The following is a 12160-nucleotide window of genomic DNA, read 5'->3' as shown; positions in this document are numbered from 1 at the left end:
AAAGATATTAAGCAGAATCATCAACACTGTTCTGTTCTAATTGGCTTATCCAAGCATTTAGGGTTTCTGGTCGGAAAAATATTTTCTTTCCAATTCTGAAATGTGGAATTTCCTTATTTCTAACCATGGTATAGATGGTTTCTTTATGAACCCTCAGTACACTAGCAGCTTCCTGAGGGTTTAATGGTTTGTTGCTCATAATGAAATCCTCCTAAGCACTGTTTGTTTCTAAATCAGAAACGTTTTCAACAAAAAAATCTGTGATTTTGCATTTTAAATGTTGCGCTAAGGTTGGCAATTGCTCTGCTTTAAATGCATAAACACCTTGCTCGTACTTTAAATAACTTGAACCAGTTTTAAATCCTAGCTTTATTGCCATATCTCGTTGAGAAATTTTCAATTCGATTCTTCTATTCTTGATAAAAACTAAATCAAGTTTCTGCATATCTTTCACTCCTTTCGTTTCTGTTTCAGAAACTTTGTAACCACATAATACAGTTCTAAAACAGAAATGTCAATGAGTTTTGTTTACAATTTAGAAACTTTTTTTATTTCCATAACGGAAACATGTTATCATTTGTCTTACTTAGAAAGTGGTGAAAACAATGAATATAGGTGATCGGATAGTTTTATTAAGAGAAAGAAAAGGTTGGTCCCAAAGGGAACTAGCCCGCCGTGTAGACCTAAATTATGCTGTTATGAACCGTATAGAAAAAGGAACTCGACCTATTACTGATTCAGAAATAATCAAGTTAGCTGAAGTCTTGGATGTCACGACAGACTATCTGTTAAAGGGAAATTCAAACGACTCTCAAATAGATGAACTTTTAAATGATCCCGAAACCTTAATTGCTGGTCGTGATGGAAAAATCACTAAAGAACAAGCAAAAGAACTTTTGGATTATCTTTTGAAAAAAGGGTTCGATGAACAGTAGCAGCTATTCTTTATTCTTAATTCTTTAATTCTTCTTCTGGTAAAACATTTGTTAAACATTTGTTTAACAAAAAGAAGTCTAAGTGTTAAATAAAACTTTTTGCACCCCCTAAAAACATAGATATATCAAGGGTTTATGATAGGTGCACACTGTAAAACAAACTGTTTAACATTCATTGAGTTAAATGAAAGATAAAGAAAACTTAACTGGAGTAAAAAGGGGAACTAAAATTGTTTAAAAAATTGGGGACTTTACTATTAATCACTTCGCTGATATTGCTCGCAGCCTGCAAAAATAGTGAAGAGTCTTCTACATCTTCTGAAGGTACAAACAGTGCAACTGATACCAACGCATCAGAAAGCCAAGACATCTCTGTTAACGGTCCTGAAAAGGTTGGGAATGTTTATGAAATTGATGGCGGTACGGCCAAAGTAATGGCCATCAGCAATAAAGAAACCACTGCAAAGACTGGCCCGATGCAATTAACTGTGAAACAAGTAATTGCCGCTGTTGCCAACGAAAAAACACCTTTTATTGAGGTTCAACTTGAAACAAAAAATACATCAGATAAAGTAGTTTATTTCGGCCCAGATAATGCAAAATTAGCAACAAGCACTGGGGTACAAATTAATGAGCCATCTTCTGACGAAAGTGACGATTTTCTTGGAGAGTATGTGGGAAAAGTAAATGATAGTGGATCCATCTTTTATATTTTTGATAACGAAGAGGATATAAAAGATTTAGATTCCATTCGGCTGAGAACCTCTGCTCCGAGTGATGAGGACGCAAATGCTTTAGGTGACGATCTTGATTTAAAAATTAACTTAGAGCATTAAAACCAAGCCCTATTTTGGGGCTTTTCTTTAGAAAACAAAACCGAACATAAGTTTGCATTTCGTTAGTAGGAGGCTTTACCTTGTATCATTTATCACTTCTTGAGGAAAGAATACGGACAATTTACACTGGCATCGGTATTACTGCTCCCGGTGCATGGGACTTAGAACTAATCGCTGATAGGTTAAAAATAATAGTTCATTATAAGAATCGATCTTCAGCCGCAGTAAAGTTGTTGGGCATGGCTTGCATTATTCTTGATTCACGAATATCCAAAAAGAAGCAATGGGAAGACTTTTCCCACGAGCTGTGTCATCACATAAATCATGTGGGTGTTCAATATAAATTACCCCCACTTTTCAGAGAATTACAGGAGAATCAAGCAAATGCATTTATGTATCACTTTGCTGTACCAAGCTTTATGCTGAAAAACATCAAATTACCGGCAACCAAGCGGGAATCAATAAACCTCATATCTGATCTTTTTCAGGTTACTCATCCTTTTGCGGAAAAAAGATTGGATATGTACTTCCGTAAGTTATTCAGCTTTAAGTACCAATCATTCATGATTCAAAAGAATAAAGAAAGGGAGAAAATTTTATATGCCAACAATTGAAAAAAGAGGCGAAAAGTCATTTCGATTAGTTGTTGATATCGGTACAAAGAGCAAGCGTAAAAGAAAGGTCAAAACAATTAGAATAGAGGATCCAGCTTTATTAAAAACCACTAAAAAGCTGCGCAATTACCTGGAGAGTGAATGGTATAAATTCAAAACAGAAGTTGAAGCCGGCGCTTATATCACACCACACAAACGAACATTCAATATGTTCATAGAGGACTGGGAGAAAAAGTATGCCCTGGATCATCTCGATGATAAAACTCGTGAAACTTATGAATATATTATGGGGAAAGAAATACAGCCCTATTTTGGAGACATGTACTTAGACGAGATACAGCCGATTCACATATTAAATTTCTTAGAAGAATACCAACGAGAAAATGATGTCTCAACGTCAAGCATTCATGCAAGATATCGAATCATTAGAGATATCTTAGGAAGAGCAGCTGAGTGGAAGATTATAAAAGAAAACCCTGCAGAGAATGTAAAGCGGCCAAAACAAAAATACAATGAATATGAAATTTATACTGAAGAAGAAATAAAGGAAATCTTTATGCTATTAGATGAACACGCTCCATTGAGGAACAGAGTTATGATTAAATTTGCTTTTACAGGTGGATTTCGTAGAGGAGAACTATTAGCAATCGATGAAACAGATTTATTTTTTGATACTAATGAAGTCAGAATTGATGAGTCTTTACAATATACAAAGAAGAAAGGTTATCGGTTTAAAGATCCTAAAAGTAACTCTTTCCGTAAAGTTACGATGCCGCCGGATATAATGCAAGAAGCAGCTATTTTGTTACGGGAGATCAAGAAGAATAAATTACTGTTGGGTGAACTGTGGAGAGGAACAGATAAGCTTTTATTATTTGGTGGGGATATGGGACAACCGCAGTATCCAACCTCACCTAATACCTGGTGGCAGAGATTCACTAAGAGGCACAACATCAAGCCAGGACGTCTTCATGATATGAGGCACTCACACGCAACAATGTTGATAAATCAAATTGGGAAGGTACCTGGATTAAACATTAAAGCTATTTCTCAGAGGCTTGGCCATGCTAACGTCCAAACCACATTGAATATTTACACTCACGCTAACCGTGAATCAGATATTTTAGTTGCTGATGCAATCAATAATATATTAAAAACGGGGACATTTTAGAGAAATTCTCTAATTTGCCACCCGTATGACACCCACATATTTTAGACAAAAAAAATAACAGTTCCATATTTCGCGGAAACTGCATAAGATCAACGTATTTTAGATAAGCTTCCAAGCGGGCTCGAACCGCTGACCTCTTCCTTACCATGGAAGTGCTCTACCTGCTGAGCTATGGAAGCAATGGCTCCGCAGGTAGGATTCGAACCTACGACCGATCGGTTAACAGCCGATAGCTCTACCACTGAGCTACTGCGGAATAATATAAAGCTTCATAAACAAACATGGTAGAATTAACAAATCTGCTTGGCGGCGTCCTACTCTCACAGGGGGAAACCCCCGACTACCATCGGCGCTGAAGAGCTTAACTTCCGTGTTCGGTATGGGAACGGGTGTGACCTCTTCGCTATCGCCACCAAACAAATTGAGAGTGTTCTCTCAAAACTAGATAACAGGTGTGACATCATTCAAAAATATGGTTAAGTCCTCGATCGATTAGTATCTGTCAGCTCCATGTGTCGCCACACTTCCACCTCAGACCTATCAACCTGATCATCTTTCAGGGATCTTACTTCCTTGCGGAATGGGAAATCTCATCTTGAGGGGGGCTTCATGCTTAGATGCTTTCAGCACTTATCCCGTCCGCACATAGCTACCCAGCGATGCCCTTGGCAGAACAACTGGTACACCAGCGGTGCGTCCATCCCGGTCCTCTCGTACTAAGGACAGCTCCTCTCAAATTTCCTGCGCCCGCGACGGATAGGGACCGAACTGTCTCACGACGTTCTGAACCCAGCTCGCGTACCGCTTTAATGGGCGAACAGCCCAACCCTTGGGACCGACTACAGCCCCAGGATGCGATGAGCCGACATCGAGGTGCCAAACCTCCCCGTCGATGTGGACTCTTGGGGGAGATAAGCCTGTTATCCCCGGGGTAGCTTTTATCCGTTGAGCGATGGCCCTTCCATGCGGAACCACCGGATCACTAAGCCCGACTTTCGTCCCTGCTCGACTTGTAGGTCTCGCAGTCAAGCTCCCTTGTGCCTTTACACTCTGCGAATGATTTCCAACCATTCTGAGGGAACCTTTGGGCGCCTCCGTTACCTTTTAGGAGGCGACCGCCCCAGTCAAACTGCCCACCTGACACTGTCTCCCCGCCCGATAAGGGCGGCGGGTTAGAAGGTCAATACAGCCAGGGTAGTATCCCACCGATGCCTCCACCGAAGCTGGCGCTCCGGTTTCCAAGGCTCCTACCTATCCTGTACAAGCTGTACCAACATTCAATATCAGGCTGCAGTAAAGCTCCACGGGGTCTTTCCGTCCTGTCGCGGGTAACCTGCATCTTCACAGGTACTATAATTTCACCGAGTCTCTCGTTGAGACAGTGCCCAGATCGTTGCGCCTTTCGTGCGGGTCGGAACTTACCCGACAAGGAATTTCGCTACCTTAGGACCGTTATAGTTACGGCCGCCGTTTACTGGGGCTTCAATTCGCACCTTCGCTTACGCTAAGCGCTCCTCTTAACCTTCCAGCACCGGGCAGGCGTCAGCCCCTATACTTCGCCTTACGGCTTCGCAGAGACCTGTGTTTTTGCTAAACAGTCGCCTGGGCCTATTCACTGCGGCTCTCTCGGGCTTGCACCCTAACAGAGCACCCCTTCTCCCGAAGTTACGGGGTCATTTTGCCGAGTTCCTTAACGAGAGTTCTCTCGATCACCTTAGGATTCTCTCCTCGCCTACCTGTGTCGGTTTGCGGTACGGGCACCTCTCACCTCGCTAGAGGCTTTTCTTGGCAGTGTGGAATCAGGAACTTCGCTACTATATTTCGCTCGCCATCACAGCTCAGCCTTATGGGAAACGGATTTGCCTATTTCCCAGCCTAACTGCTTGGACGCGGATATCCAATACCGCGCTTACCCTATCCTCCTGCGTCCCCCCATTGCTCAAATGGTGAGGAGGTGGTACAGGAATATCAACCTGTTGTCCATCGCCTACGCCTTTCGGCCTCGGCTTAGGTCCCGACTAACCCTGAGCGGACGAGCCTTCCTCAGGAAACCTTAGGCATTCGGTGGAGGGGATTCTCACCCCTCTTTCGCTACTCATACCGGCATTCTCACTTCTAAGCGCTCCACCAGTCCTTCCGGTCTGGCTTCACAGCCCTTAGAACGCTCTCCTACCACTGTTCGAAGAACAGTCCGCAGCTTCGGTGATACGTTTAGCCCCGGTACATTTTCGGCGCAGAGTCACTCGACCAGTGAGCTATTACGCACTCTTTAAATGGTGGCTGCTTCTAAGCCAACATCCTGGTTGTCTAAGCAACTCCACATCCTTTTCCACTTAACGTATACTTTGGGACCTTAGCTGGCGGTCTGGGCTGTTTCCCTTTCGACTACGGATCTTATCACTCGCAGTCTGACTCCCAAGGATAAGTCATTGGCATTCGGAGTTTGACTGAATTCGGTAACCCGGTAGGGGCCCCTAGTCCAATCAGTGCTCTACCTCCAAGACTCTTACCTTGAGGCTAGCCCTAAAGCTATTTCGGAGAGAACCAGCTATCTCCAGGTTCGATTGGCATTTCACCCCTACCCACACCTCATCCCCGCACTTTTCAACGTGCGTGGGTTCGGGCCTCCATTCAGTGTTACCTGAACTTCACCCTGGACATGGGTAGATCACCTGGTTTCGGGTCTACGACCACGTACTCATGCGCCCTATTCAGACTCGCTTTCGCTGCGGCTCCGCATCTTCTGCTTAACCTTGCACGGGATCGTAACTCGCCGGTTCATTCTACAAAAGGCACGCCATCACCCGTTAACGGGCTCTGACTACTTGTAGGCACACGGTTTCAGGATCTCTTTCACTCCCCTTCCGGGGTGCTTTTCACCTTTCCCTCACGGTACTGGTTCACTATCGGTCACTAGGGAGTATTTAGCCTTGGGAGATGGTCCTCCCGGATTCCGACGGAATTTCACGTGTTCCGCCGTACTCAGGATCCACTCAGGAGAGAACGAAGTTTTGACTACAGGGCTGTTACCTCCTATGGCGGGCCTTTCCAGACCTCTTCATCTACCTCGTTCCTTTGTAACTCCGTACAGAGTGTCCTACAACCCCAAGAGGCAAGCCTCTTGGTTTGGGCTAATCCCGTTTCGCTCGCCGCTACTCAGGGAATCGCATTTGCTTTCTCTTCCTCCGGGTACTTAGATGTTTCAGTTCCCCGGGTCTGCCTTCTCATATCCTATGAATTCAGATATGGATACCACTCCATTACGAGTGGTGGGTTTCCCCATTCGGAAATCTCCGGATCAAAGCTTGCTTACAGCTCCCCGAAGCATATCGGTGTTCGTCCCGTCCTTCATCGGCTCCTAGTGCCAAGGCATCCACCGTGCGCCCTTTCTAACTTAACCGTTAAAAAGAATCACTATGTGATATCTTGTGTTACTAATTGAATGTGATGTCTACTGTTATCTAGTTTTCAAAGAACACGTTTCGAAGGAATGATCCTTCAAAACTAAACAAGACAGGGAACGTTCTGTTTATAAGACCCAAGGTCTTATATTCCGTATAATATCCTTAGAAAGGAGGTGATCCAGCCGCACCTTCCGATACGGCTACCTTGTTACGACTTCACCCCAATCATCTGTCCCACCTTCGGCGGCTGGCTCCTAAAAGGTTACCTCACCGACTTCGGGTGTTACAAACTCTCGTGGTGTGACGGGCGGTGTGTACAAGGCCCGGGAACGTATTCACCGCGGCATGCTGATCCGCGATTACTAGCGATTCCAGCTTCACGCAGTCGAGTTGCAGACTGCGATCCGAACTGAGAACAGATTTGTGGGATTGGCTTAACCTCGCGGTTTCGCTGCCCTTTGTTCTGTCCATTGTAGCACGTGTGTAGCCCAGGTCATAAGGGGCATGATGATTTGACGTCATCCCCACCTTCCTCCGGTTTGTCACCGGCAGTCACCTTAGAGTGCCCAACTGAATGCTGGCAACTAAGATCAAGGGTTGCGCTCGTTGCGGGACTTAACCCAACATCTCACGACACGAGCTGACGACAACCATGCACCACCTGTCACTCTGCCCCCGAAGGGGACGTCCTATCTCTAGGATTGTCAGAGGATGTCAAGACCTGGTAAGGTTCTTCGCGTTGCTTCGAATTAAACCACATGCTCCACCGCTTGTGCGGGCCCCCGTCAATTCCTTTGAGTTTCAGTCTTGCGACCGTACTCCCCAGGCGGAGTGCTTAATGCGTTAGCTGCAGCACTAAGGGGCGGAAACCCCCTAACACTTAGCACTCATCGTTTACGGCGTGGACTACCAGGGTATCTAATCCTGTTCGCTCCCCACGCTTTCGCTCCTCAGCGTCAGTTACAGACCAGAGAGTCGCCTTCGCCACTGGTGTTCCTCCACATCTCTACGCATTTCACCGCTACACGTGGAATTCCACTCTCCTCTTCTGCACTCAAGTTCCCCAGTTTCCAATGACCCTCCCCGGTTGAGCCGGGGGCTTTCACATCAGACTTAAGAAACCGCCTGCGAGCCCTTTACGCCCAATAATTCCGGACAACGCTTGCCACCTACGTATTACCGCGGCTGCTGGCACGTAGTTAGCCGTGGCTTTCTGGTTAGGTACCGTCAAGGTACCGCCCTATTCGAACGGTACTTGTTCTTCCCTAACAACAGAGCTTTACGATCCGAAAACCTTCATCACTCACGCGGCGTTGCTCCGTCAGACTTTCGTCCATTGCGGAAGATTCCCTACTGCTGCCTCCCGTAGGAGTCTGGGCCGTGTCTCAGTCCCAGTGTGGCCGATCACCCTCTCAGGTCGGCTACGCATCGTTGCCTTGGTGAGCCATTACCTCACCAACTAGCTAATGCGCCGCGGGTCCATCTGTAAGTGGTAGCCGAAGCCACCTTTTATGTTTGAACCATGCGGTTCAAACAACCATCCGGTATTAGCCCCGGTTTCCCGGAGTTATCCCAGTCTTACAGGCAGGTTACCCACGTGTTACTCACCCGTCCGCCGCTAACATCAGGGAGCAAGCTCCCATCTGTCCGCTCGACTTGCATGTATTAGGCACGCCGCCAGCGTTCGTCCTGAGCCAGGATCAAACTCTCCGATAAAGTAGTTTGACTGACTACGCACATCGCTGTGCGATTTTTAAAAACTGAATTAACAGGTACGTTTTGTCTTGTTTAGTTTTCAAAGATCATTACCGCCGCTTAACGAAGCAGCTTTATTAATATAACATTTAGCTTCTTTTAAGTCAACAACTTTTTTCAAAGTACTTAATGAAGCTTTTAGTTGATGTCAGCTGTTTATCAGCGACGAATAATAATATATCACGGATATTATCAAAAGGTCAACACCCAATTTAGGCTGTATGTGAAGAGACATTTTATCGGTTATATTCAATTGTCCATGCTCATAAGATGTAAAACAAGAATGATGGACAAGATAAGGAGGCATCATCAGTGAATCACTTCTATGTGTGGCACATTAAACGGGTGAAACAATTAATTATTATACTTATAGCCGCATTTGCAGCTGCCAGCTTTTTTTATATCCAAAGAGCTGTCCCGCTTCCCGTGTTTTCAACTGACACCGGACCTAAAGCCATTTATAAAGGAGAAACAGACTCTAAAGATATTGCACTTACTTTCGATATCAGCTGGGGTGATGAGAGAGCAGAACCGATACTTAATACTCTGAAAGCAAACGGGATTAAAAATGCAACGTTTTTTCTTTCCGCTTCTTGGGCAGAACGCCATCCCGACACAGTGGCCCGTATCGTAAAGGATGGACATCAAATTGGGAGCATGGGCTACGCTTATAAAAACTATGCCAATTTAGAGAGCAGCGAAATAAAAAAGGACATGAACCGTGCGCAAACAGCCTTTGAAAAGTTAGGGGTCAAAGACATACAGCTATTAAGACCCCCTACCGGCCAATTCAATAAGAATGTTCTAAAGGTCGCAAAGCAATACAATTATACAGTCGTTCATTACAGTGTGAACTCTCAAGACTGGACAAATCCCGGAGTTGAAAAAATCATCGACAATGTGACCAAGCAAGTTTCCGGTGGAGACATTATTCTTTTACATGCCTCCGATTCGGCAAAACAAACAGAAGAAGCATTACCTGATATCATCCATCAGCTGAAAGAAAAAGGATTAAAAAATGTAACCGTGAGTGACCTCATCGCAAATTCTGATGCCAAATCCGCAGAGGTAAAGTAATTACTTTGCTGCAAACTTCGGCAGCATCAGCAATTGGAAGGCATTACATGCCATTAACGGAAAAAGCATTAAATAAAGCCAGTCCTCATCATTTACTCTTAATGCAGGGAACCATTCTAATGCGGTAATCACAACCATCAAAAACAACGATGACACAAATGTTTTCTTAGAGGACTGCTTTTGCTTTATATAAGCTGTAATCACTCCAAAGATCAATAAAAACACCGGTAACCACGCATAGCCAGCCAGCGATTCTCCGCTCTCTCCAAAAAATAAAAAACGCACGTACATTAAATCAAAAGCAACAAACAGGATGAAAAACAACTGCAGCAAATTCCACAAAGAGGAGGACCTTAATATCTCAAGCGCAAACCGATGAACTGTTAAAAACACGAAAAAACCCATTTGGCTGATCACACTGAAAATCATGCCTACACCGATAAACCAAAATAAAACAGAGAAAATCTGCCCCGCTTCAAATGTAAGAAACAGCCCTCTATATTCTCCCCATTTTAAAGCAAAACCCACAATACTCGTGATAAGCGCTCCGACAGCTAAAATAGAAAAGAAAAAACGAACTAAACCACGGCTTTTCATTTCTTTATTCATCCCCTCAAAAATCGCGAACAGCGATATTTTGTTATGTATAATTCCAAACAGATGAATCATATTAAAGGTAAGACAAGTATGTGAAAGGAGCTTAAGCATGTCAAAAGCCAAAACGCTATTGATGAGCTGTTTTTTGTTATTATCTGTAACAGCTTGCGCTCCAAAAGACCAAGCAGCGGATATGGACTATGATCAGACCAAAAAAATGGTTGTTGATATATTAAAAACTGATGATGGAAAGAAAGCTATTAAGGAATTATTAAATGATGATGCCATGAATGAAGCGCTGGTGATTGACCAAGATGCAATTAAAGGAACAATAGAAAAAAACACTCACATCAAAAAAAGGTGAAGAATTTTGGAAAAACATCTTTGAAGACACTGATTTTGCTGAGGGCTTTGCCAAAACTCTTCAGACAGAGCATGAAAAAGTGATTAAAAAGCTGATGAAGGATCCAGATTACCAGAAGATGCTGATGAGCGTGATGCAGGATCCCGGCATGGATAAAAAGTACAGCCAGCTGGCAAAAAGCCAAGAATTCCGCAGTTATTTAGAAGAGGTTATTAACGAAACACTTTCTAGTCCGCTTTACAAAAAGCAGTTCGAAGATGAGCTGAAAAAAGCAGCAAAAGACACAGCAAAAGAAAGTGAATAAAGGGAAAGCCGGGATCTGGAATCCCGGTTCACCTTTTATACCTGCACTGACATTTTTACATCTATTTTTTTTGCGATGTCCTGATATATTTCTCCGATTGGATGATTTTCGTCATAAACAGACGGAGCAAATTGGTCCTTATCCCAATCGGGCTGTTTCAATGGGATTCTGCCGAGTAAAGGCACGTTTAGTTCCTCAGCCAGTTTATCTCCTCCGCCTTTTCCAAAGACATATTCTCTTTCCCCTGTCTTTGCACTTTCATAATAAGCCATGTTCTCTATGACCCCCACGACCTCATGATCGGTTTTAATCGCCATAGAGCCCGCTCTGGCCGCGACAAAAGCAGCTGTCGGATGCGGCGTAGATACGATAATTTCTTTGCAGCTCGGAAGCATTGTATGTACATCGAGAGCAACGTCCCCTGTACCAGGCGGAAGATCAAGAACGATATAGTCTACTTCTCCCCACTCTACTTCGTGGAAAAAGTTATTCAGCATTTTGCCGAGCATCGGCCCTCTCCATACGACCGGAGCATTTTCTTCTACGAAAAAGCCCATTGACATGACCTTTACTCCAAAGCGTTCAACAGGAAGAAGTTTCTCTCCTTCAATTGTTGGACGCACAGTGATACCCATCATGTCCGGCACACTGAACCCATAAATATCCGCATCAATTAAACCAACCTTTTTCCCTAGACGAGCCAGAGAAATAGCTAGGTTTACCGACACAGTTGACTTGCCTACGCCGCCTTTTCCGCTTGCTACAGCAAGAAAGACTGGCGGGTTATCCATATTTAATAATGTTTTTTTCTCAGCTGACGGCGCCCGGAATTTAGCAACCGTTTCTTCAGGCAGCTCTTCAAATCGAAGGCCGACTGTCTCAGCTCCTGCCCCTTTTAATACGTTTACGATCTCTTGCTGAATCTGCATTTGTTCTGCAGTTCCTGTTTTTGCAAGAGCGACTTTTACACTGATATGCCGTTTTTCAGGCTTTATTTTAATTTCCTTAACGGCATCCAATTCTCCCAGAGGTCTTTGAAGAAAAGGTTCGCGCATTTCTCCGACTAGTTTTCTTACTTCATCTTCTCTTATCATCGAACCTCA

The 12160-nt window shown here is 44.2% G+C and carries 9 protein-coding genes, 2 tRNA genes, 3 rRNA genes and 1 pseudogene; 6 read left to right on the top strand and 9 right to left on the bottom strand.

The features are described from left to right. Positions 1–7 precede the first annotated feature (7 nt). Entirely contained in the window at positions 8–199 is a 192-nt protein-coding gene (locus NSQ09_RS06475) for a helix-turn-helix domain-containing protein (protein WP_341030655.1), read from the bottom strand. A 12-nt stretch (positions 200–211) separates the two neighbouring features. Then, a complete protein-coding gene (locus tag NSQ09_RS06470; protein ID WP_341030654.1) occupies positions 212–445 on the bottom strand; it encodes a helix-turn-helix domain-containing protein in 234 nt (77 codons plus the stop codon). A gap of 160 nt (positions 446–605) precedes the next feature. On the opposite strand from NSQ09_RS06470, the gene NSQ09_RS06465 reads away from it, so the two are divergent. From NSQ09_RS06465 to NSQ09_RS06450, 4 genes are all read left to right on the top strand, one after another. Next, positions 606–935 carry a helix-turn-helix domain-containing protein gene (locus NSQ09_RS06465; protein ID WP_017696738.1) on the top strand — a complete coding sequence of 110 codons (330 nt, stop codon included), beginning with the start codon at positions 606–608 and terminating at the stop codon, positions 933–935. A 230-nt stretch (positions 936–1165) separates the two neighbouring features. Continuing rightward, complete coding sequence (locus NSQ09_RS06460) at positions 1166–1771, top strand: hypothetical protein (RefSeq protein WP_341030653.1); 606 nt, start codon at positions 1166–1168, stop codon at positions 1769–1771. Between the two features lie 80 nt (positions 1772–1851). Further along, the gene (locus tag NSQ09_RS06455; RefSeq protein WP_341030652.1) at positions 1852–2385 is read left to right on the top strand and encodes an ImmA/IrrE family metallo-endopeptidase; all 534 of its coding nucleotides are present in this window, start codon (positions 1852–1854) and stop codon (positions 2383–2385) included. Further along, positions 2372–3556, top strand: a complete 1185-nt coding sequence (locus tag NSQ09_RS06450; RefSeq protein WP_014112362.1) for a tyrosine-type recombinase/integrase — start codon at positions 2372–2374, stop codon at positions 3554–3556. Before NSQ09_RS06455 ends, NSQ09_RS06450 begins: the two co-directional genes overlap by 14 nt. Before the next feature lie 106 nt (positions 3557–3662). Here NSQ09_RS06450 and NSQ09_RS06445 read toward each other — a convergent pair. The 5 genes from NSQ09_RS06445 to NSQ09_RS06425 form a co-directional block, all read right to left on the bottom strand. Beyond that, a tRNA-Thr gene (locus NSQ09_RS06445) sits at positions 3663–3735 on the bottom strand. A gap of 2 nt (positions 3736–3737) precedes the next feature. Next, positions 3738–3812 (bottom strand) — tRNA-Asn (locus NSQ09_RS06440). 45 nt (positions 3813–3857) lie between these two features. Beyond that, positions 3858–3973, bottom strand: a 5S ribosomal RNA gene (gene rrf / locus NSQ09_RS06435). A gap of 55 nt (positions 3974–4028) precedes the next feature. Beyond that, positions 4029–6956, bottom strand: a 23S ribosomal RNA gene (locus NSQ09_RS06430). 170 nt (positions 6957–7126) lie between these two features. Beyond that, positions 7127–8676: ribosomal RNA gene (locus tag NSQ09_RS06425) — 16S ribosomal RNA — on the bottom strand. Together the 16S, 23S and 5S rRNA genes with 2 tRNA genes alongside form the textbook arrangement of a ribosomal RNA operon. Before the next feature lie 351 nt (positions 8677–9027). On the opposite strand from NSQ09_RS06425, the gene pdaB reads away from it, so the two are divergent. After that, positions 9028–9792 (top strand): polysaccharide deacetylase family sporulation protein PdaB, encoded by a 765-nt coding sequence (gene pdaB / locus NSQ09_RS06420; RefSeq protein WP_144453679.1) that lies wholly within the window; start codon positions 9028–9030, stop codon positions 9790–9792. Here the strand turns inward: pdaB and kbaA are convergent, their stop codons facing one another. Beyond that, positions 9793–10389 (bottom strand): KinB-signaling pathway activation protein, encoded by a 597-nt coding sequence (gene kbaA, locus NSQ09_RS06415; RefSeq protein WP_004399693.1) that lies wholly within the window; start codon positions 10387–10389, stop codon positions 9793–9795. Between the two features lie 109 nt (positions 10390–10498). Between kbaA and gerD the strand changes: the two are divergent. Then, positions 10499–11057, top strand: a pseudogene (gene gerD, locus NSQ09_RS06410) (spore germination lipoprotein GerD). A gap of 35 nt (positions 11058–11092) precedes the next feature. Here the strand turns inward: gerD and salA are convergent. Further along, positions 11093–12151: an iron-sulfur carrier protein/transcriptional regulator SalA gene (salA, locus tag NSQ09_RS06405; protein ID WP_095843389.1), complete on the bottom strand. Its 1059-nt coding sequence runs from the start codon at positions 12149–12151 to the stop codon at positions 11093–11095. Positions 12152–12160: the final 9 nt, after the last annotated feature.

Source organism: Bacillus sp. FSL W8-1202 (assembly GCF_038006165.1).
Classification (GTDB): domain Bacteria; phylum Bacillota; class Bacilli; order Bacillales; family Bacillaceae; genus Bacillus; species Bacillus subtilis.
This window is presented reverse-complemented; position numbering and strand designations above follow the sequence as displayed.